The sequence below is a fragment of the Chitinophaga sp. CCNWYY40 genome, assembly GCF_037483205.1.
Lineage (GTDB): Bacteria > Bacteroidota > Bacteroidia > Chitinophagales > Chitinophagaceae > Chitinophaga > Chitinophaga ginsengisegetis.
Genome location: NZ_JBBHLF010000002.1, coordinates 72,416 through 99,273 on the forward strand (window position 1 = coordinate 72,416; position 26,858 = coordinate 99,273).

The following is a 26,858-nucleotide window of genomic DNA, read 5'->3' on the forward strand; positions in this document are numbered from 1 at the left end:
AGCCGGCAGCATAAAAACACTGCCATATTTTTAGTGTTGATATGACACTAAGATGTTAGGGCCAGCAACCACCTTGTTTCTGCGGAACACCGGCAGCCCTGAAAGAATACCGGTAAAACCACTTTGCATTTGTTCAATAAGTTTTCATAGGATAGGGATTAATAAAATGAGTGCAATGCACTCTAATGGACAGTCGGTTACCCAGGGACGCGGTGGTACAGCGTTCCTGGGATTTTTTTAGAAGTGTTCAGGCAGATTGGAAAGGAATGTAGTGTAAATACTACATGTGCATTGAATGATAACGACAACCGCGCAGGTATAGTTTATCTACTTTTACCTAGTAGATTTGTTCCGTTGAGTCATGTGAGCAATTCTAAGAATTTTTTCAGGACGAACTAATGATACCCGTATCCTTTTTTGTAATCTTAATATTTTCCTATGGAAAGCTTTACCCAATTACCGCAACATGCGGGCCTTACAATGCTGTACTGTCAAAAATCCCGTCAATTATGAAACCTGTGATGCGACCTGTGTTGGATCTGTACCGGATGAAAAGAGCAGTTTACCGTTTTTAATAAGCAACCATATCTGAATACAAGCACGCAAAGGTTCCTGGAAAGGATCTTTCCCTGTTTGCTATGTACAACATAGCCGACCGGCCCCCTCATTACACAAAGTTTATTGCATTATGTCCCTCTTTAATGTTACGAATCCCGATTCAAGATTTTTCAGTAAAGGCTGTAAGCGTTTGTTGCTGGCACTGTTTGGCATGATGATGACCGTTGCCGCGACTGCAAACAGCTTCCCCGTCACCAATACCAATGACGCGGGGCCTGGTTCATTAAGACAGGCGATCCTGGATGCAAACGCAGCGGGCGCGGGGCCGCATAACATCGTGTTCAATGTACACGGCCAGATTACGCTCGCGTCTTCCATGCCCACCATTACGTCAAAGAAGCTGACTATCGATGGGCAGAACAAGATCTTGCTGTATTCCACCGGTACCAATTCCGTTATTAATCCCTTTGTGATTAATGCAGATAGTGTAACTATCCGGAATTTTACCATACAGAACAACGGGGATATTGATGTAGATATTTTTCCGAACAGGACAGGTATCACCATTGATAATATAAGATCTTTCAGTACGGTTGGTAACTTCCTGAATGCATTTATGAGGGTGCAGGGGGCATCAACGGATCTAACGGTAAAGAATATATATTCTACGGATGTAGAACCTGCTAATAGCGCCGGCCCTGTTATCGGGCGGGCTTTTTATTTTATGAACGGTATGCAGACCAACCTGGTAATGGATAATATCCAGCTCAGCACAGCGGGAAATGTGCGTGGCGCTGAGGGTATTGTGTTCAGGGATGCGGGCGTGAACGGGTTTACGCTAACCAACAGTAACATCAGTGGTTTCCAGAATGGTATTGTGCTCGATAATACTGCCGGTGCAGTGGAAACGGCCAATAATGTGATGTTCAGAAATGTAACCATTGATAGCTTGTGGAGCAATTTATCGCTTGGTATCTATTGCGATTTTGTTACTACTAATTTTGAGATTAACCGGACTACGGTAGATCTGAACGTGATAGGCGCGGATGATGACGGGGACTATGCTATCCGCTTCGATAATACTACGAATAATATCACCCTGGATACGATTAGTATCAATGAAAACGATCTTAGTTGCATCTGGTTCAATGGCGCTGCCAGCAATATTACAATTAATAATGCGCTGATAGAAAACCGTGTGCCCGGAGTGTACGCCGGCAACTACTACATCAGGTTTGAAAGTACGGTGAACGGATGTAATATAACTAACTCCGTGCTGAACGGGGACAAGCTATCCACTACAGACGACGGGGACTATGGTATTGGGTTTTTGGCAGGCGCTACAGACGTCACCATCAATAATGTTACTTTTAATGAATTCGATGTAGATGGTATTACTGTAGCTGCTGCAGCCACAAATTTCCAGGTAACTAATTCAAAGTTCACCAATAATACGGATGGTATTGAGTTTGGCGGCAATTTCGCCAGAGGCAATGTGGATATCGTTAATTCATCTTTCTATAATCAAACCCGGTCGGGCATCGTGGTAAACGGCGCCAATGCGGTAACAGATGTAGATCTGGCAGGCGATACCCTGGTGAACAACACTAACCACGCCATCTGGTTTTACGGTGGCGCAGGGGTAACGGATGCACAGGTAAGCGGTTGCGTGATACACGACAACAAAGCCACGGGCATTAACAATGACGCCCCTAACAAAGTGATCATCACCAATAACTCCATTTATAATAATACCGGTCTGGGCATCGCGTTGCCAGCCGGTAACTGTACTTACACAGCTGCTGCCGGCAAAACGCCGGTACTGGTTTCATCCACCGCACAGGGGGGAGGGCAGTACCAGTTGCAACTCACGATACCAAATATAACAGCCGGTGCGCAATACACGGTAGATATTTACGCCAATGATCCCGCTACGAACAAAACGAGCGGGCAATATTATGTTACGACCCTAACAGGATTAGCCGCTGGTACTTCTACACAAACGATTACCTATAATACAGGACCCGGCGCCACCGGCATCGGTTTCTGGACAGCCACGCTCCGTATACCCGCCAACAATTGCGGTACATCGGAGTTTGGCAACAGCATCCCTATGACCTTCCAGGGGCCTGCCTGTGTAAACAGCGGCATCCGGGCCTGGTACAGGGCGGATCAGGCAGTGAACGGCGTGAACTGGGGCGATATTTCCGGGAATGCCAATCACATGATTGTGACAGGTGATCCGGACAATACCACCGGCATGGTGAACTTCAACCCCGCCATTTATTATGATGGTAACGACGCGCACGTAGTACCTGCTTCAGCTGGTGTAACGGGCGCTTATTCCATTATGGGTATGGGACTTCTGGAAGGCTCACAAACCGGCCGCGTATTCACCAGTTCCACCGGTAATAAATTATTGGGCTGGCACGCCGGGACGGAAAACCGGCTGTATTCGGAAGCCTGGTTGAATACCGGAAATGCAATAACCACAAAAGGTAAACTCTACTCATTTGAAAGGGGAGCAACCGGCGCATATGAATTTAAAGGCAACGGGGTTCTGCTGAAAAACGGTGCGGCTTCTGATGCCGGCGTATGGACCCTGGATGTGGGCGGTGCGTTTAACGGTGAATTTTCAAAGGTATTGATCCCTGAAGTATTCATCTACAACCGTGATCTTACTCCTGCAGAAATACAGCGCATTGAATCATACATGGCGCTGAAATACGGTATCACGCTGAATGCGGGTGCAACGGATTATATTACCAGCGATGGCGCTGTGCAAATATGGACCGCTGCCTCCAATACAGGTTACGGCACGCGCATCACCGGTATTGGCCGCGATGATTGCAGCATGCTGAATCAGAAACAATCGCTGAGCCAGGATACCGGCATCGTGACCATTGCATTAGGAAATGCATTGGCCGTTTCCAATGCTGCCAATACAAATACTTTCACACAGGATAAATCATTCCTGGTATTTGGTGATAACAACGGTATTACCAGTTACTTTACTGCGGTAACCAGCACAAACGCCACACAGCGTATGGGCCGCGTTTGGAAGGTACAGAAAACTGCCGGCTGGGATAATACCAAGCAGGTAACCCTGAAACTGGACGGCGGTAATCAGAATAATTACCTGCTTATCAGTACAGACGCAGCTTTTGGCACCATTACCCGTGAATTGAAACTGAGCAGCACAGGTACAGTAACCCTTTCCAGCGCCGACCTGGCCAATGGTGCATTCTTTACTTTCGGTCTGGAGCAGCGTTTCCCCGGCGGAGTAGCCACTAATCTGCAGGCATGGGTGAAAGCAGATGCAGGTGCGACGGTTGTTGATGGTAACATCACCAAATGGGCAGATCAGGCGGTACAGAGAGAATGGCCTTTAGCCCTTGCCGCACCTATCTCCTGGGAAAAGAACATTGTTAACTTTAACCCGGGTGTAAGCATCCTGGCGAACAACTATTTCTCCGTACCGAGGTTTACCGAAACCTACACCGCAGGTGAAATATTCTCCGTGCAGTTCTCCAACCTGGCAGCTACTTCTACCACGCCCAGTTTCCCATTTGAATTTGGCGGTGACCCAAGTACGCTTACCGACCAGTTTTATGTTTATAACGGATCCCACTATACGCACTTCGGAACTACCACACGACCCGGTTATCCGTTGACAGGCTTTAATGTACAGAAGGCGCATATATTAAATAACTGGAGCGCTCCAGGCAGCTGGGCGCTGAACTTCGATGGTAAAACGATAGGCAGCAGCACTACCTTCCCGGTTGATTTCAAGCGAGGTGCAGGGCAGAACACGGCCATCGGCGCAGGACATAACTCCATCTTCAACGGCCGCATTTCTGAAGTGATCTTCTACAACAGGCAGTTGAACGCCACCGAGCGTGCGCAGGTGAATAGTTATCTTGCCCTGAAATATGCCCTCACTTTAAAAACCGCTGCCGGCGCCATGACCGATTACATCGCCAGCAATGGCAGTACCCGGATGTGGACCGCCTCCAAAAATACCGGTTACGGGGAACGTATTACCGGCTTAGGCAGGGATGATAACGGCACCTTGCTCCAGAAGCAAAGCCGCTCACAGCTGGACGGCGCCAATGTAACCATCAGCGCGGGAAGTGGCCTGGCAGAATCCAATGCTGAAAATCTCAGCAATATCGCCAGCGACCTTTCTTTCTTTACATTCAGCGATAACGGACAGGCAGCTACGTATACCCAGGCCGTTACCGGGCTGGGTAATATTACCGTGCGCATGGCGCGTATCTATAAAGTAGATCGCACCAACTGGACGAATGATATCAGGCTGGCTTTGCTGGGAGGAAATAATACGAACTACCTGCTGATAAGTAACGATGAAACCTTCGGGGCAGGGGATAAGGCTTATGTACTGGATTCAAGAGGGGTGCTGACGGTTGCCGGCAGTGACCTGCCAGACGGCGCCTATTTCACTTTTGCCAATGCACAGGCAGCACCGGCAGGTATAGCCGCCGGCCTGGAAGTATGGGCCCGTGCGGATAGCGCAGTAATGAGCGGCAACAACGTCACGCAATGGAAAGAGCTGAGCGCTGCCGGTCGCACATGGTCGCTTGTTAGTGGAGGAAGTGTGCCCTGGAAGAAAGCATCCTTTAACTTTAACCCTGGTATCAGCTTTGCCGGCAGTGGCGCCGGCGGCAATTATTTCATACAGCAGCCGGAGATCGCCAATACTTTTACCGCCGGCGAAATATTTAGCGTACAAACATCCAATGTTGATGCAGCTACCGCTGGCGCCAATTATCCTTTTGAATTTGGAGGAACTTATGCCAGTAACCAGTCTGTATATGTATGGAGCAATAACAATCAATATACTTACTTTGGCTCCGGCACGGCCCGCAGAAACTTTGCTTACCCTGCCAGTGTAAATGTGCACAATTCGCATATGCTGAATATCTGGAGCGCCACCAACGACTGGGCTGCTGGTATTGATGGAAAGGTATTACTGACAGCCAATACCAACGCGGTAAACTTCGTGTCACCAGTCGGCAACAGGGATTATATCGGGGCCGGTCACAATTCGGTGTTCAATGGTGATATACCTGAAGTAATATTATATTCCCGTAAGCTGAGCGCCGTGGAACGCCAGCAGGTACAATCCTATATGGCGCTGCGGTACGGTCTTACGCTGGGAATAGACACGCCTGTGGATTACCTCGCCAGTGATGGTACCACTAAAATGTGGCAAGCCTCCACTGGTGGCAGCTACGCTAAACATATTACCGGTATAGGCCGTGACGACAGGGGCATGCTGTATCAGAAACAGTCCGTGAGTTCCGATACCGGCATAGTAACCATTGCTGTGGGTGCGGCAATTGCTGCATCTAACAAAGACAATGCAACGGCTATTACCAACGATCTTTCTTTCTTCACCTTTGGCGACAACAGCGAGGCTACTACTTTCCTGACACCGGTAACTGGTATCAGTAATATTAACAACCGCATGGCGCGCGTTTTCAAAGCACAGAAAAATAACTGGGCCGACCAGGATATTACTTTCAAATTGTCCGGCGGCAACGCGCGGACTTACCTGCTCGTAAGTACTGATGCTACTTTTGGTGCAGGGGATGCTACTTACGCATTGGATGCCGATGGTACCGTTACTGTTAACAGCAACGTGCTGGCTGATGGCGCGTACTTTACTTTCGCCAGGGCCATCACCGGGCCGAATGGTGTAAAAGATGGTATTAATTTCTGGTTGCGTGCAGATGATGGTATGTCTGGTGGCAGCCAGTGGAGCGATTATAGTAACTATGGCAATAATGCGTTACAGGGTGTAGTGGGCAGTCAGCCTATCACGGATGCAAAGGCGCTTAACTTCAACTACGGCCTTGTGTTTGATGGTACGGACGACTTTTTGGATATTACTACTACGCGTATAAATCCGGCTACAGCTACCGTTTTTGCGGTGGGTAGCAGTCCCGCATATGCCAATGCCGGAGATCTTATTAGTAGCGGCGATGTGGGTGCAGCTCATGGAATGGAATTCCGGATCGTTTCCGGAAAATTGCAATACCTTGAAAATGCTGCACAAGTGATTGCTGTAACCGGTAATAATTCTTTCCAGACCGGTAAGCCATATATTTTTAGCGGTGCCCAGTTAAATAATACACCCAATGGAGTACGTGTGTTTCAAGACTACGCGCTCGACAACCAGGGAACTATTAGTTTAGCGCCACTCACTACCAATTTAGTTTCTATTGGTTCCCGTACCATTGCCGCCAGGGGACTTTACTGGAATGGCAAAATGGGAGAAGTGATCGCCTATAACCGTGTATTGTCAGATGTAGAACGCCAGTCGGTAGAATCTTACCTCGGTATTAAATATGGTATTACGATCGGTAAGGGCGCCACTGACTATCTCGCCACCGATGGTTCTAAATACTGGACCGCTGATGCGATCTATAAATCACGCATTACCGGTATAGGAAGAGATAACGCCACTGCACTGAACACCAAACAATCGCTCAGTGTAGACACTGGTTTTGTAACCCTCTCCCTGGGTAACAGCATTGCTATTACCAATGAACAGAATACTAATACTATTACCAACGATAAATCTTTCTTTGTATTTGGAGATAACGGGCAGTTAGCTACCTCTTACGGAAGTACTATAAGCGGAACAAACGTTACCCGCCGCCTGCCCCGCGTTTGGAAGGTAGATAAAACCAACTGGGCGGATCAGCCAATTACACTCAAAGCGGATGCACCGGGTACGAAAGTATACCTGTTGATCAGTACAGATCCTACTTTTGCTACTATTAACCAGGAGCTGCCGCTGAATGCAGATAAAACAATTACGCTCAACTCCAGCCTGATGCCTGATGGTGTATATTTCACCTTCGGTGCTGCGGTAAAATATCCCGGCGGAGTAAACAGCGGTAGCCTGGTATGGCTGCGCGCGGATCTGGGTACTTCTGCCAACGCAGATAACACACCGATCAGTAGCTGGAACGACTACAGCCCTAATGGGAATAATATGTCACAAGCTACACCGGCCAGTCAGCCGTTGTATTTCAATAATGCTACGAACAACATGAACTTTAACCCGGTGGTGAAGTTTAATGGTGGCACCAATGTGATCAATGCAATGACAGGTGTTTCGTTGCTGAAGACAGGTACTTACACCGGAGAAGCCGCATTTTTTGCAGGTAGCCAATCGAATACTGTTGCCACAGTTATTTTTACAGAACCTGCCGGCACAGGCACCCAGTTCACCCTGCATGCCACCTGGTCTGATAATACTGTTTACTGGGATGCGCCGTATGTCAGTAACCGTCTTAGCTATAATGCAGGAGATATCAATAACCAGATCATTCTCTGGACAAACACCAACGATAATAGTCTTGCGGCCAACCGGCAGGCCATTTACCGGAATGGGTTAAACGTAGCTAACGGTAATAATAACAGTATACTTACCGGTAACAATACCCCCTTCCAGCTTGGTTGGAACGGTCCCAACTCCTACAGTGGCCGAATGGGCGACCTGATCGTGTATGCAAATGCACTCACTCCAAATGAGCAACAGCGTGTCAATACTTACATGGCCATCAAGTATGGTATTTCGCTGAATAATGGCAACTCTAATTACCTGGCCACCGATGGCAACACCATATGGAACGCTGCAACAAACAGTGCATATAAAAACTATATCACCGGTATCGGCCGCGACGACGCAGAAGATCTTAACCAGAAACAATCCCGTAATACAGCAGACGGCATGCAACTGGCTATCGGCCTGAACAGCCTGTCTGAAACAAATACAGAAAATACGAATGCCTTTGCAGCGGATAAATCATACATGGTATGGGGAGATAATGCCGGCAGCAGTCTCTTTAAAACTCCGCTCACTGGCCACCCTGTGGCTAACTACCGCATGGCAAGGGTTTGGAGGGCACAGGAAACCGGTACCATTGGCAACGTACAGGTAGCAGTGCCATACAACGCACTGCCCAATGCCGCGCAAACGTACCTCATTATCAGTAATGACGATACCTTCGACGGAACGGACCAGTTCATTCCGGTGACAGCTACCACCCTCAACGGTGTGAAACAATATGCCGCTACGGTGGATTTAACTAATGGCCAATACTTCACTTACGGTGCGTCTATCAAAACGCCTGGTGGTGTGGTTGGTACCAGCTTGTGGCTGCGTGCCGATGCAGGTACATCCAGCACTACAGACAACAGTGCTATCAATGGCTGGACGGATTACGCATCAGAGCTGAACAACGCTACACAAACAACTGTACCGGCAAGTCAGCCGCTGTACATGAATAATACTACAAACAACGCCAACTTTAACCCGGTAGTGAAATTTGACGGGGCCGATTATCTGAACCTGGATATTACCAAGCTGCCGTTAGGCACCAGTGCCAGAACATTCTTCGGTACCGGTAGTTTATCAACCATCACCGGCAACGGATATATGCTCGGATATGGCGCTGCAGGTACCAGCACCGGTAACGGTATTGCCACGATTGGCAGCAATGGCACAGCCGATTTTGTGGGATATGCCGATGACGTGGTAAGTGCTGCCGGTAACTGGCAGGCGGGCATGTTTAATGAAATGGTGGGATCATGGGCCGGCAATGGCGGCAATGCCACCTTGTACAGTAAAATGAAAGTGTTGGGCGGGCCACTGGCGAAAGCCTGGAATACAGGTACCGGCGGCGCCCAGGTAGGTAGCGCTCCGTGGGACATTAACCAGTCCTGGAACGGTACGCTGGGAGATATTATCGTATATCCAGCCGCGTTAACCGCCACTGAACGGCAACGTGTATCCACTTACCTGGCTATCAAGTACGGCTATACGATAGATCAAACTGTTGCTACCGATTACCTGGCTACTGATGGCACCACTAAAGTATGGGATGCTACGGCCAATGCTACTTATAAAAACAATATCACCGGTATCAGCCGCGATGATGTGGAAGGACTGGTACAGAAGCAGAGCAGGAGCATCAATGCAGGCTTCCAGCCCACAGTGGGTCTGGGCGGCATTGCTGCAAGCAATCTTGCCAATACCAATACATTCGCAGCAGATAAATCATATATGGTGTGGGGCGATGATGGCGCCAGCACTTTATTTACCACCGCCATCACCGGTAGCTCCGCTGTAACTACACGTATGGCGAGAATCTGGAAAGTGCAGGAAACAGGTACCGTTGGTTCGGTGGCCATTTCCATCCCGAAAAATCAGCTGCCGTTAAGCGCTACCACGCCTTACCTGGCAATAAGCAGCGATGCTACTTTTGACGGGGCAGACCAGTTCATCCAGCTGTCTGAAGGAGACGTGAACGGCGTTCCAAGCTATTCAACCACCCTTGATCTTACCAATGGGCAATACTTCACTTTTGCCAGTTTCGTTACCTCACCGGGTGGCGTGCAGGGTGAAAAGCTGTGGGTGAAAGCAGATGCAGACGTACAGGTGAATGGCAGCAACCAGGTAGAACAATGGCTGAACCAAAGCGGTACTATGGTGACAGAATTGCGTGCTGCACAACCAAGTCATACAGATCCGATCACTGCTTCAGCAGGTATCGTTCGTGTTCCTAATGGTATTAACTTTAACCCGGCGGTTGATTTCAGCGGTGCATCGGGCAAATCCCTTAAAGGAAGTGATGCCATCAACTGGAATACATCGGCTAACCTTTCTATCTTCTCTGTAAATGCATTGGAAGGCCCTGTTGTGAACTCGATGAACGGTATTTTCGCTACTAACGGCAGTTGGGTGGCAATAGGCAACACGGGCAGGGGACTTGTGATGGCGACCCCGGGTAATTATGGACTTGACGGCGCAGGATGTATTGTAGCACAATCCACGCCTCCTTATACCGGGCCAATCATTGCCAGGGGTGTGTATGTAAACGCTGCCAACGCGCTGAACGGAAGCATCTGGCTGAACGGTAAACAGGGCCCACTCGGTACAAACTGTGCGCCGCAGGCAGATGGTCCTTTCTTTGAAGTAGGTGGTCGTACCGGAGATGATAATTCATTTGACAGCCGGATTTTCAATGGTAAGATCCCTGAAGTGATTGTATACAAATCTGCACTCACGTCTACACAGGCGCGGCAGATAGAATCATACCTCGGTATTAAATACGGTATCACGCTTGACCAATCAGCGGCGCAGAATTACCTGGCCACAAACGGCTCCGTGATCTGGAACGCTACCGCTAATAGTACTTATAAAAACAACATCTTTGGTATTGGTAGGGATGATGCAGAAGGGCTTGTACAGAAACAATCCCGCAGCGTACATACCGGCTCTATCCTCACTGCCGGTATCCGTTCCATTGCCGCTACCAATGCAGATAACACAAGTACTTTCGGTGCAGATAAAAGCTATCTCATACTCGGCAGCAACAGCAATGCGCTCACGGTAACCGGCACCGACCTGCCGGTTGGCAGCTGTATCGCTGAACGCCTTACCCAGGAATGGAAAACGCAGTTCACCAATTATGATATCAGCACGCAGCCACTCAGTTTGCAGTTCGATCTGAACGGCATCACCGTAGGAGGTACCGCAGCAGCCGATTTCACCATCATGATCGACCAGGATGGCGACGGTAACTTTGCTACCGGTACAGTTACTGAAATACCTGCCACCGCCTTTAACGGAGGTGTAGTGAGCTTCGAAAATGTAAGCGCACTTACAGATGGTGTGGTGTTTACACTCATTACCAGTCATCCTGAACGCACCGCCAACCTGGTGCCGGATGCTACCGTGCGAACAGTGGCCGCCACCTGTATCAATAACGGCACACTTTATTTCATTGATCCTTCTGATCCTAATAAATACATTGCTTCCATTGCCCTGAACGGCAACACAATGGACGTAACCAAACTGTCTGCTATTGTAGATGTGAACAGGGATATGACCGCAGCGCTGGGCAAAAACAGCGGTACCGATTATGGTACGCAGTTAATGCGCAGACTGGTACAGATTACCTATACCGGTGCTAATCTGACTCAGAACAATGGCGTAACGCTTCGCCTCTTCTGGAATCCTGTAGAAAGAACCAATGCAGAGAACATGCTCTCCGGTACCCGCGGCGTAACAGGCGCACAACGGTGGACATGGTTCAAGCATGCTGGTGATATTACCGCTACCCTGGCCGATCTGGCTCCCCAGGGACTGGCGAATATTACCGAGATCGCCCCATCCGCTACCGGTCAGCAGGATGGCGTGGAATACGTTGAATTCAGCGGTATTCAGAACTTCTCTACTTTTGGCGGTTTAACTGCTGTCAAAGAAGTACTGGCCATCAACAAAGTACAGGACGGTACAGAAGGTACACAGAACGGTTCCTTTAGTATCAGCTTGCCTGCATCCGTAGTGGCCACAGAAGATATTACCGTGAACTATACCATAACAGGTACGGCTGCTAACGGCGCCGACTATACGGCGCTGAACGGCACTGTTACCTTCCCGGCGGGAAGTAATAGTGTAGCCTTGCCCGTAGTGGTTACCGATGATAACATCCTTGAAATAACAGAAGACGTAACAGTTACGCTGAACGCCGCCACCGGCGCCACCAGCGGCAGCAGTTATAATATCAGCGGCACACAGGCAGCTGCTTCTCTGAACATTAATGATAACGACAGTAATAATCCTGCTAAAACAACCGTAGGCGTAACCTGGAGCAGCGATGCTAAAGAGCCGGCTATCAACGGCGCCTTCAATGTAAACCTGCCAGCGGGTGTTACCGCATCGGAAGATATTACCGTGAGCTATAGCACTGGCGGTACCGCCACACCAGGCGCGGATTATGGCGCGTTGAGCGGATCAGTAATCATCCCTGCGGGCCAGAACGGCATAGCCGTGCCGGTTATCGTAAGCGACGACCAGCTTGTAGAAAACGCTGAAACAGTATTGTTGACCGTAACAGGCGGTACCTCTACCAGCTTCAACCTTACACCGAGCACATCTGCCGGTAATGCCACCGTGAATGTAATAGATGATGAAAACATACCGGCCAACCTGGTATTGAGTATCGCCAAAACGGCCGACGCATCAGAGCCGGCAGCTAATGGTGGTTTTACCATCAGTTTGCCGGCAGGTATTATCCCAACTCAAGACATTACCGTCAGCTATAACATAGGCGGTACAGCCACAGGTGGGTCTGATTATACCACCCTTACAGGTACCGTTACGATACCGGCTGGTCAACCAAGTGTAGCCCTGCCCGTTAGTGTAACCGACGACCAGGTGATTGAGATTCCGGAAACTGTGCTTGTAACGCTTACCGGCGGTACCAGCACCAGCTTTACCTATACCGCCAGCACTACCAACGGCAACGCTGCTGTTACTATCGCTGATAATGATAACATTGCCACCAACCGTATACTGAGTATCGTTAAAACAACTGATGCCGCAGAACCGGCTAGCAATGGCGCTTTCACGATCAGCCTGCCTGCGGGTGTCACCTCATCAGAAGATATTACCATAGCCTATACGCCTACCGGTACTGCCGCCAGTGGCGCAGATTACACCGCCCTGGGAACAACTGTTCTGCTGCCTGCAGGACAGAATAGTGTGTCCTTACCGCTCACCGTTGCTGATGATAAGATCATAGAGATCCCAGAAACCGTTATTGCAACGGTGACCGGCGGTACCAGTACCAGCTTTACTTTCACTGTGAGCAGCACCAACGGCAGCGCTACGGCAACTATCGCCGATGATGATAATACCGTGGCTAACCGTGTTTTAGGCGTGATCAATGCCGGTGGCGATGCTTCCGAGCCAGCTACCAATGGAGCGTTCAAAATCGGCCTGCCAACAGGTATCACTTCTTCAGAACCTATCACAGTAACTTATACCGTAAGCGGTACGGCTACTAACGGTACCGACTATACTACAATTACTAATACGGTGGTAATACCCGCCGGTCAGGATAGCGTAACGGTGCCTGTAACTGTTATCGATGATCAGCTGATGGAAAATACCGAAACGGTTATTTTGACCCTCACCGGTGGTACCAGCACCAGCTTTGTTTTCACTGCCAGCACTACTAACGGTAATGCTACGGTGAACATTAACGACGACGATAACACAGCAGCCAATCGTGTACTGAGCATCACTAAAACTACTGATGCTGCAGAACCGGCTACCAACGCAGCATTTAAGATCAGCCTGCCCACAGGTATTTTGCCTTCGGAAGATATTACTGTAAGTTATACCATAGGTGGTACTGCTACCAGTGGTACGGACTACACTGCATTAAGCAGTACGGTAACCATCCCGGCAGGACAGAACAGTGTTGCACTGCCTGCAAATGTGATCAACGACCAGGAGATAGAAAGTACCGAAACAGTAGTAGTAACGCTCACCGGCGGTACTTCTACCAACTTTAATTATACCGCCAGCACTACAAACGGCAATGCTTCTGCAAATATCACCGATGATGATAACACTGCCGCTAACCGTGTGCTGAGCATCAGCAATAACGGTAACGCAGCAGAACCTGGTACCCCGGGCAGCTTCACCGTAAGCCTGCCTGCGGGAATCACTTCTTCTGTGCCTGTTACCGTGAATTATTCTGTAGCAGGAACGGCTACTGCCGGCACTGACTATAACACCATTGCCGCTGTAACCATACCGGCTGGTCAGAATAGTGTGGCCGTACCGGTTACTGTTATCAATGATATGATCATTGAACCGACCGAAACAGTTGTTGCGACTATTACCGGCGGAACCGGTGGTAGCTTTGTATTCACCGCATCCACAACAGCTAAAACCGCTACAGTAGACATTACTGACGACGACTATACCGCGGCTAACCGCATGATAAGGGTGCAGGTAGCCCGCGATGGAGCCGAAGGAGGCAGTACTATCAGGTTCAACTACCTGCTTGCTCCGGGAGTAACCGTTTCTCAACCCGTAACCATAAATTATACGGTAAGTGGTACTGCACTATTAGGTACAGATTATAACGGCCTGACTCCGGGACATTTCAGCGGAACAGTTACTATTCCAGCTGGTGCTTTGGGTGGCGCTTCAGCTGGTAACGTGGTGGATGATCAGATTATAGAAGGCACAGAAACAGTAGTAATAACTATCACTGGTGGCACTGCCGGCGGTTTTACCTTTACCCCGGATCCGGTTGAAGGCAGCGCTACGGGAAACATTATCGATAATGATGATAACCCGGCCAACCGCGTGCTCAGCATCACCAAAGCAGGCGATGCCGCCGAACCGGCAACAAACAATGTGTTCAACATTAAGCTGCCTGCAGGGGTAACGATCGCCCAGCCTGTTACGGTGAATTATACCGTAAGCGGCACGGCTACCGGTGGAACAGACTACGCTACCCTTAGCGGCACCGCTACCATCCCTGCCGGTGCAAACGGTATTACACTGCCTGTAAACGTGATCGATGATAAACTCATTGAGAACGCCGAAACAGTTGTAGTAACTATTACCGGTGGCACTGCCGGCAGTCTTGTTTTCACTGCCAGCCCTACCAATGGCCAGGAAACAATGAATATCACAGATGACGACAACACAGCGACCAACCGTGTGCTCAGCATTGTGAAACAGGCAGATCTTGAAGAACCTGCTGCTAATGGCAGCTTCAAGGTTAGTCTCCCTTCAACTATACTCACATCAGAACCGGTAACGGTTAACTATACAGTTACAGGTACCGGTACTAACGGTACAGACTATACCACATTAAGTGGCAGCGTGATTATACCTGCTGGTCAGAACAGCGTGGTGATTCCTGCAAACGTATCAAATGATGAGATCATAGAAGGTACTGAAACGATCATTGCCACCATTACCAACGGCGCCAGCACCAGCTTCGCCTTTACCGCCAGCACTACCAACGGCAGTGCTACGGCTAATATCCTCGATGATGATAATATTGCCGCGAACCAGGTACTGAGTGTGGTGAATGGCGGCGATGCGTCAGAACCAGGCACCAACGGCGCCTTTACGATCAGTTTGCCTACAGGTTATACAGCGGCGTTACCAATTACCGTAAGCTATACAGTAGGAGGTACCGCGGGAAGCGGTGCGGACTACACGGCGCTTACCGGCACGGTAACCCTGCCTGCGGGTCAAAACAGTGTATCCGTACCAGTTAGTGTGATCAACGACCAGCTTGTGGAAAACACCGAGACGGTGATACTCACGCTGACCGGCGGCACCAGCACCGGCTTCACTTACACTGCCAGCACTACTAACAGCAATGCTACCGTAAATATTACTGATGATGAAAACGCACCGGCCAACCGTGTACTGAGTGTTACCAACACCGGCAACGCGGCAGAACCGGGTACCAATGGTGAGTTTACTATTAGCTTGCCTACCGGTATCTTACCATCAGAAGACATCAACGTCACCTATACAATTGGTGGTACAGCCACAGGTGGCACCGATTACACCGCCCTTACAGGTACCGTTGTAATCCCTGCCGGCCAGAATAGTGTAACCGTTCCCGTAACCGTTACCAACGATCAGATCATAGAAGGTACAGAAACCGTGATCCTTACTGTTAGCGGTGGCACGAGCAGCGGCTTTGCATATACCGCCAGCACTACCAACGGCAACGCAACGGTGAATGTGGCGGATGATGATAACACCGCTGCCAACCAGGTACTGGCTGTTACCAAAGCAGCCGATGCGGGAGAACCATCTACTAACGGTAGCTTTAAAGTGAGCCTGCCAACAGGCATTACCGCAGCCAACAATATCCAGGTAACTTATACCATTGCCGGTGGCACCGCAACTCCTGGTACAGATTACCAGGCTATTACCGGTACCATCACCATACTGGCCGGTCAGAATAGTGTATCCGTTCCCGTGAATGTGATAGACAACACCGTGATTGAGCCGGATGAAACCGTGATCATGAATATCACCGGAGGTAGCGACGCACTGTTTACCTACACCGTTGCAGGTGGCGGCGGCTCTGCTACCGTGAATATCACCGACAATGATCATGCTGCCAACAGCAATATTGTGTTACTCACCAAAGTGTCCGATGCTATAGAAGGCGGCACTAACGGGCAGTACAGGATTTCCCTGCCACCGGGTGTTACCAGCTCTGAAGATGTGGTGGTGACCTTTGCTAATAGCCCGATGGGAGGAACAGCCGATAATACAGTTGACTACAACTTGTTGGGACTGTCGGGTGGTAATATTGTGATCCCAGCAGGAGCCAATGAAGTGTTCATAGATGTTGACGCCGGTAACGATGGTATCATCGAAGGACCAGAAACCGTGGTATTGACACTCACCGGCGCAGCTTCCAGCAGTTATCCGTTTACCATAGATCCTTCCGGTAATGGAGCGGTAGTAAATATTATAGATGCCAATGCTGCCAGCACCACGCCGGTGCAGGTAATTCCCGGCACCAATGCCTCAGAACCAGCTAACAACGGCTCCTTTACAGTGAAGCTGGCAGGTGCGGCTCTTTCCGCACAGGATGTTACGGTAGGATACCGCGTATCTGGTACCGCTGTATCCGGTGTGGACTATGAAGCATTGGGCACTATTGTGATCCCGGCTAATACCAATGCTATATCAGTAAATCTCAAGGTACTGGACGACCAGATCATTGAGCCTACTGAAACAATGACAATCACGCTCTTGTCGGGCAGCGCTACAGATGGTGGTGGTAACGCCTACATCTTCCCGCCGGATCCGGCCAACGATAATGTTACCGTGAACATTGCAGATGATGACGCCACTGCTGTGAACCAGGTATTGAAAGTGGTGAAGACCACTGATGCTGCAGAACCATCTACCGCTGGCGCCTATACGATAAGCCTGCCTGCCGGTTATACTTCCGCCGCCAATATCACGCTGAACTATAACATGACTGGTACTGCCATACGTAATACCGACTATTCAGTTTTCACTATTACCCTGCCGGCCAATAACAACAGCATTACCATCCCGCTGTCGGTAATAGATGACAAGATTATTGAGAATACGGAAACGGCTATATTAAACCTTACAGGTGGTACAGACGGTAACTCATTCACCTACAGTGCAGATGCAGCCGGCAACACAGCCAGTCTGGATATCGCTGATGATGATAATACCAACGCAAATAAAGTATTGCTGGTAACCAACACTGGAGATGGTGCAGAGCCGTCTACAGATGGAGAATTCACTATCAGCCTGCCTGCAGGTTACACCTCATCGGAAAACATCACCGTAAGCTATACCGTAGCCGGTACCGCCACAGGTGGCGACGACTACACCGCGCTGTCCGGGACTGTACAGATACCTGCTGGTCAGAACAATGTTAAAGTAGCGGTAGATGTAACCGACGACCAGGTAATAGAAGGAACAGAAACCGTAGCGTTGACCCTTACCGGTGGTGTTAGCACCAGCTTTAACTTTGCGCCTGCAAGCGGTAACAGCACTGCTACCGTGAACATCGCTGATAATGATAATACCGCAACTAACCAGGTAATCAGCATTACCAAAACAACCGATGCAGCTGAACCAGGTACTAACGGCGCATTCGCCGTAAGTTTGCCTGCCGGCGTTACATCGGCCCTGCCAATAACAGTAAATTATACCATCGCAGGTACCGCCGTTAACGGAACAGATTACACTACACTCACCGGCTCTGTTGTAATACCTGCCGGCCAGAACAGTGCACCTGTACCGCTGACCGTTACAGACGATAAGATTATAGAAGGAACAGAAACAGTGATAGCTACTGTTACAGGTGGCACTTCTCCGGCCTTTGTCTTCACGGCAAGCACTACCAATGGTAATGCTACCGCAAATATTACAGACGATGATGGGGTAGCGGCTAACCTTGTACTCAGTGTGGCTAAATCAGCAGATGCTGCTGAACCGGGTACCAACGGCTCGTTCCGTATCACCCTGCCAACCGGTTATACTTCATCAGTGCCTGTCACGGTGAACTATAACGTTACAGGTACCGCCACTACCGGCGACGACTATACGGCATTGAGCGCTACGGCGATCATACCTGCTGGTCAGAATGGGGTATCTGTACCAGTTAACGTAAAAGATGACCAGATCATAGAAAACGTGGAAACGGTGATTATGAGTCTCACCGGCGGTACTTCTTCCGGCTTTACCTTCACCGCCAGCACTACCAATGGTAATGCTACCGTGAATATTGCGGACGACGATAACACACCGGATAACCTGGTGCTGAGCGTGATCAGGACCACCGATGCAGCAGAACCGGCTGCCAATGGTGAATTCAGGATCAGCCTGCCCACAGGTGTTACCGTTGCAGAAAATGTAACCGTAAATTATACCATCACCGGTACTGCCGTGAATGGTACGGATTATACCAACCTTAACGGTACAGTAGTGATCCCGGCCAACCAGAACACGGTAGTGGTACCGGTAACAGTAACCAATGACCAGATCATTGAAGGTGCCGAAACCGTGATCATGACCCTGAACAACGGCGCCAGCACCAACTTCAACTTCACGGCCAGCACTACCAGCGGTAATGCTTCTATGGATATTGAAGATGATGATAATACGCCGACCGGTCTTGTTCTGAGCATTGCGAAAAACACAGATGGTGCAGAACCGTCTGCCAACGCGGCATTCACGATCAGTTTGCCTGCAGGATACACCGCCTCTCAGGATATCACAGTTAATTATACCGTAGCCGGTACTGCTACCAGCGGTGGTGACTACACAGCTCTCACTGGCTCCATAGTACTGCCTGCGGGCCAGCCAGGTGTGAGCCTCCCGGTTGCTGTAAAAGATGACCAGATCATTGAGAATACAGAAACAGTGATTGTAACCTTAACAGGTGGTAGCAGTACAAGCTTCAACCTGGTGGCAAGCAGCACCGATGGCAGCGCATCCGCAGATATCACAGATAATGAAGCCACTAACCCGGCCAACCTGGTACTGACTATCGCACAAAAAGCAGATGGCGCTGAACCGTCAACAAATGGCGCCTACACCGTAAGTCTGCCTGCAGGTATCACCGCAGCAGAAGACATTACCGTGAATTATACCGTAGCAGGTACAGCTACCGCCAATGCTGATTACACCGCTTTAAGCGCTACAGTAGTGATCCCGGCAGGTCAGAATAGTGTAGACCTTCCCGTTGTTGTAACAGACGACAAGATCATTGAGAATACAGAAACAGTGATTACCACCCTCGCGGGCGGTGCATCCACCAGCTTTACCTTCACAGGTACCGGTAATGCTACCGTAAATATCACTGACGATGATAACGTGGCCGCTAACCTGGTATTGAGCGTTGCTAATGCAGGAGATGCCGCAGAACCATCTACCAATGGTTCCTTCAGTATCAGTTTACCAGCCGGATATACAGCGGCTGAAGACATCACCGTTACTTATACTACAACGGGTACTGCCATCAGCGGCACAGACTATACCGCACTTACAGGTACCGCAGTGATCGCAGCAGGACAAAACAGTGTAGCCGTTTCAGTACCGGTACAGGATGATCAGCTGATAGAAAATACCGAAACCGTAATCATGACATTGAACGGCGGTACTTCCACCAGCTTCACGCTCACCGCCAGCACTACCAATGGCAGCGCTACCGTGAATATTACAGACAATGATAACACGGCCGCTAACCGCGTACTCTCTGTGGTGAAAACCACCGACGCGGCAGAACCAGGTACCAATGGCGTATTTACCATCAGCTTGCCTGCAGGTGTTGCCGCAGATGAAAACATCACGGTGAATTATACCACCAGTGGTACTGCAACCAGCGGCGCAGATTATACCGCGCTGAGTGGCTCGGTGATCATTCCTGCAGGTCAAACCAGCGTAACAGTAACTGTACCGGTGATCAACGAACAGGTAATTGAAACTACCGAAACGGTGATCCTCACGCTGACAGGTGGTACCAGCACCAGCTACAATTTCACTGCCAGCACCACCAGCGGTAATGCTACTGTGAACATTGCAGATGACGACAATGTGGCGGCTAACCTGGTGATCAATGTGACCAATCCTGTAGACGGTGCGGAACCAGCTACCAATGGCACATTCACAGTAGGACTGCCGGCAGGCTATACTGCATCAGAAGATATCACGGTTAATTATACCATAGGCGGTTCCGCTACCAGCGGTACTGACTACACCGCCCTGGGTGGAACCGTGGTGATCCCTGCTGGTCAGAATAGTGCACCGGTAACCGTAGTCGTAACCGACGATAAGATCATAGAAAATACAGAAACAGTAATATTAACGGCTACAGGAGCTACCTCCACCAACTTCACGCTCGTGGCAAGCAGCACCAGCGGCAATGCTACCGTGAATATCGCAGACGACGATAACACGCCGGCTAACCGGGTACTGGGCGTAAGTAACGCAGGCGATGCAGCTGAGCCGGCAACAAACGGCAGCTTCAGGATCGGTTTGCCTGGAGGAGTAACCTCGGCCGAAGATATTACCGTGAATTATACCGTAAGTGGTACCGCCACAAGTGGAAGCGATTACAACACCCTTAGCGGTACGGTAGTGATCCCAGCGGGACAGGATAGTGTAGACGTACCAGTGAGTGTGATCAATGATCAGATCATTGAAAACACCGAAACCGTGATCCTTACGCTTACAGGTGGTACAAGCACCAGCTTTACCTTCACTGCCAGCACTACCAACGGTAATGCTACTGTGAATATTAATGATGACGATAACACCGCTGCAAACCGTGTGCTGCTGGTAACCAGAACAGCAGACGGTGCAGAACCAGGCACCAACGGCAACTTCAATGTAAGTTTGCCTGCCGGTATCACTGCAGCAGAAGATATCACCGTGAACTACGCCATCACCGGTACCGCCGCGAATGGTACTGATTACGGCAACCTTACCGGTTCAGTACTCATACCTGCCGGTCAGAATAGTGTAGCCGTACCAGTTACCGTTACAGATGACCAGATCATTGAAGGCACAGAAACTGTGATCATGACGCTGACTAACGGTACATCTGCCAGCTTTGCATTCACTGCCAGCACTACCAGCGGTAATGCTACCGTAAATATTGCAGATGATGATAACACGGCTGTTAACCGCGTACTGGTGGTAACCAACACAGGCGATGGCGCAGAACCGGCTACCAACGGCAGCTTTAGTATCGGTCTGCCTGCCGGATTTACTTCTTCAGAAGACATCACTGTTAACTACACCATAGCAGGTACTGCTACGGCTGGTACAGACTACACCGCTATCACAGGAGTGATCACCATCCCTGCCGGTCAGAATAGTGTAGCCGTGCCCGTGACAGTGACAGATGACCAGATCATTGAAGGCACCGAAACCGTGATCATGACGCTGAACGGCGGTACATCTGCCAGCTTTGTATTTACAGGTACCGGTAACGCCACCGTGAATATTACCGATAATGATAACATCCCGGCTAACCGGATTCTTAGTGTAGCCAAAGCTGCCGACGCATCAGAACCGTCTACAGCCGGTACATTCACGATCAGTCTGCCTGCCGGTATTACCGCATCTGAGAACGTAACGGTAAATTATACTATCGGCGGCACCGCCACCGCAGGGACTGATTACACTACGCTGAGCGCATCGGTAGTGATCCCTGCAGGTCAGAACAGTGTGACTGTTTCCGTACCGGTGATCGACGACAAACTGATAGAAAATACAGAAACAGTGGTGATGACGCTGAGCGGCGGATCTTCTGCCAGCTTTACTTTCACCGGCACCACCAGCGCCACTGTAAACATACTGGATGACGACAACATCCCGGCTAACCGCATACTCGCTGTAGCCGCTACTAAGAACGGCGCAGAACCAGGTACGGATGGTGAGTTCACCATCAGCCTGCCTGCAGGTATTACTTCTTCAGAAGCGATCACCGTGAGCTACACCATCAACGGTACAGCTACCAGCGGAGCAGATTACACCGCCCTCAGTGGTACCGTGGTAATCCCTGCCGGTCAGAATAGCGTAACCGTACCGGTACCGGTAATGGATGACCAGATCCTGGAAAATACCGAAACAGTGGGTATGACTATCACGGGTGGTACATCTGCCGGCTTCACCTTCACCGGTGGCAGCACAGCCACCGTGAACATCACAGATGATGAGAACACCGCGGCTAACCGCACCCTCGTTATTGTGAAAACAACAGACGGCGCAGAACCGGCTACAAACGGTAGCTTCACGATCAGTCTGCCGGCTGGCATTGTTTCATCCGAAAGCATTACGGTAAACTATACCGTAGGCGGCACTGCCACCAGTGGTACGGATTACACCGCCTTAACCGGTACTGTAGTAATCCCTGCGGGTCAGAACAGTGTAGTGGTTCCGGTAACAGTAACAAATGACCAGCTCATTGAGAATACCGAAACCGTAGATGCCACTATCACAGGCGGTACTTCTGCCAGCTTCACTTTCACTGCCAGCACTACCGGTGGTAATGCTACCGTGAATATTACGGATGATGAGAATACAGCGGCTAACCGTGTGCTGAAGGTATTAAAGACAACAGACGCAGCAGAAGCTGCTACCAACGGCGGCTTTAACATCAGCTTGCCTGCAGGTATCGCTTCCTCTGAAGCTATCACCGTTAATTACACGATTAGTGGTACCGCTACCAGTGGTGCAGACTATGCGGCCATCACCGGAACGATCATTATCCCGGCGGGTCAGAACAGCGTGAATGTACCGGTTACCGTAATCAACGACCTGTTGATTGAGAACACCGAAACCGTGATCATGACACTGAACGGCGGTACGTCTACCAGCTTTACCTTCACAGGTACCAGCAACGCCACCGTGAATATTACGGACGATGAGAACACAGCAGCGAACAAGGTGCTTACTGTAACCAAAGCAACAGACGGATCAGAACCAGCTACCAACGGCGGCTTTATCATCAGCCTGCCAACCGGTATCGCTTCTTCTGAAGCTATCACCGTTAACTATACCATTAGTGGTACCGCAACTGCCGGTACAGACTATACCGCCATCACCGGCACCATCACGATCCCTGCTGGTCAGAATAGCGTGAACGTACCGGTAACAGTAATGGATGATCAGTTGATTGAAAACACCGAAACGGTGATCATGACACTGAACGGCGGAACATCCACCAGCTTCACCTTCACCGGTACAGGCAATGCTACGGTAAACATCACCGACGATGAAAGCGATCCTGCCAACAAGGTGCTGAGTGTGGTTAAAACCACAGACGCCGCAGAGCCGGGAACAAATGGTGCATTTACCATCAGCCTGCCAGCAGGTGTTGCTTCTTCTGAAGATGTTACCGTGAACTACACCATCACCGGCACTGCTGCCAGCGGAACAGATTATACGGCCCTCACCGGCACGGTAGTGATCCCGGCAGGACAGAACAGTGTGAATGTACCGGTAACAGTAACAGATGATCAGCTGATTGAACACACCGAAACCGTGATCATGACACTGAACGGCGGTACATCCACCAGCTTTACCTTTACAGGTACTGGTAATGCCACCGTGAATATTACAGATGATGAGGACACACCGGCTAACCGCGTACTTACTGTAACCAAAGTAACAGATGCTTCAGAACCGGCTACCAACGGTGGATTTAATATCAGTCTGCCTTCGGGCATCGCTTCTTCTGAAGACATCACCGTAAACTATACGATAGGTGGTACCGCTACCAGTGGTGCAGATTACACCGCCATCACAGGAACCATCACCATCCCTGCAGGCCAGAATAGTGTAGCCGTTCCCGTAACCGTGGTAAATGACCTGGTAATTGAAGTAACTGAAACCGTGACGATGACGCTCAACGGCGGAACATCCACCGGCTTCGTCTTCACTGGCAACAGTAATGCTACCGTAAACATCACTGATGATGAAAGCAGCACACCGGCCAGCCTGGCACTGACCATCGCCAAAGGAACAGATGGTGCAGAACCATCCACTAACGGCAACTTTACTGTGAGCCTGCCTGCAGGTATCACTTCATCTGAAGACATCACGGTGAACTATACCGTAACCGGTACCGCTACCCCGAACGCAGATTACACCGCCCTTACAGGTACGGTAGTGATCCCTGCGGGTCAGAATAGTGTATCCGTTCCCGTAACCGTAACAGATGACCAGATCATAGAAGTAACAGAAACAGTAATTGGTACGCTTAACGGCGGTACTTCTGCCAACTTCACTTTCACCGGCAATGGTAGTGCTACCGTAAATATCACCGATAATGAAAGCAGCACGCCGGCCAGCATGGCGCTGACCGTTACAAAAGGTGCAGACGGCGCAGAACCGGCTACTAACGGCAACTTTGTTATCAGTCTGCCGGCAGGCATTACTTCTTCAGAAGCTATCACCGTAACCTACACCATTGCTGGTACCGCTACCGCGAATGCAGATTACACCGCCCTTACAGGTACGGTAGTGATCCCGGCGGGTCAGAATAGTGTATCCGTTCCCGTAACCGTAACAGACGACCAGGTGATAGAAGGTACAGAAACTGTGATCCTGACACTGAACGGTGGTACCTCTACCAGCTTTACCCTCACAGGTACCGGTAATGCTACCGTGAACATCACGGATAATGAAAACAACCTGGTGCTGAACGTCACCAAAAACGCCGACGGTGCAGAACCGGCTGCTAATGGAAGCTTCAGTATTGGTTTACCAACAGGTGTTACCGCTTCCGTGGATATCACCGCCAGCTACACCATAGCAGGTACGGCTACAGGTGGCGCCGATTATACCACCCTCACCGGTACAGTAGTAATCCCGGCAGGTCAGAACAGCGTTACCATACCGGTAACCGTAACCGACGACCAGCTGATTGAAGGAAATGAAACAGTAATTATCACAGGAACCGGCGGTACTGCTACCGGCCTGGTGTTCACACCAGGTACCAGCAATACTGTTACGGTGAACATAGCAGACGATGATAACACCAACCTGGACCTGGTGGTTAGTGCCACTACGCCAAATGCGGCAGAACCAGCTACACCGGGAGCGTTTACGATCAGTCTTGCCAGCGGTAAAATACCTGTTGAAGACATTACCGTTACTTATACCATAGCAGGTAGTGCCACAGGTGGCACTGACTACACCGCCCTCACAGGCACGGTAGTAATCCCTGCCGGTCAGAATAGTGTAGCCGTTCCCGTAAGCGTAACAAATGATGACCTGATAGAAGCGCCGGAAACAGTAATACTTACTGTTACCGGTGGTAAGTCGGGCAACGTTAACTACACCGCAGGTACTAACAGCACTGCTACCGTAAACATTGCAGACGATGATAACACGAACCTGAACCTGGTTGTTACCGCCAGCAGACCGGATGCGACTGAGCCGAATGTCAACGGCGAGTTCACCATCAGCCTGGCCAGCGGCAAGCGCACAGCAGACGCCATCACTATACAATACATGATAGGTGGTACGGCCACACCGGATGCTGACTACACCGCCATTACCGGTACGATTACCATCCCGGCAGGCGCCAGCAGTGTAACCGTTCCCGTGAGTGTGCTGAACGACAGTGAAGTGGAATCACCTGAAACAGTGATATTCATGCTCACCGGCGGACAATCGGCCAGCTACACCTTCACGAAAGGTGCTGCCAGCGACGCTACTGTCACTATCACAGATACCGATAAACTGGCAGGCGACCTGGTTGTAACCAAAGAGATCGTGGCGCCGGCAGTTGGACCTTACCGCATGGGTCAGAACCTGACCTACCGCATCACCGTAAGGAATGCGGGTAACATACCGGTAACCGCTGTGAAAGCAGAAGACCGCTTACCGGTACAGCTGGATGTGCCTAGTCATACTTCCGCAGAAAGAGGAGACGTAGTGGTAACGCCGGCGACTAAACTGATAGAATGGAACATTGGCGACCTGGCAGTTGGAGCTTCCGTACAAATGACGCTGACAGCCCGTGTAATAGAAGGCGGACAGCTGATCAACGAAGCCACCGCTTACAGTACAAACATGCCGGATGCCGATAGTACCAATAACGTAGGGGTGTCTGCGGTAGGAGTAGAAGGTTCAGACTTATCCTTCCCGAATGTGATCACGCCAAACGGCGATGGCAAGAACGAAAGGTTCGTCATCGGCGGGCTGGAGAAATATCCGGGTTCTGCGATCTACATCTTCAACCGTTGGGGTGGACAGGTGTACCAATCGAAGGATTACCGTAACGACTGGAACGGTTCCAACCTGAACGAAAGCACCTACTACTATATACTGGAAGTGAAGAAGGAGAGTGGTATTAAAAAGTATAAAGGCTGGATAACAATACTGCGGTAAAAGACAATAA

General features: G+C 50.1%; 1 protein-coding gene. It reads left to right on the plus strand.

What is annotated here, in order from left to right:
• Positions 1-688 precede the first annotated feature (688 nt).
• The gene (locus tag V7S65_RS06225; protein WP_336388844.1) at positions 689-26,848 is read left to right on the plus strand and encodes a Calx-beta domain-containing protein; all 26,160 of its coding nucleotides are present in this window, start codon (positions 689-691) and stop codon (positions 26,846-26,848) included.
• Positions 26,849-26,858 lie beyond the last annotated feature (10 nt).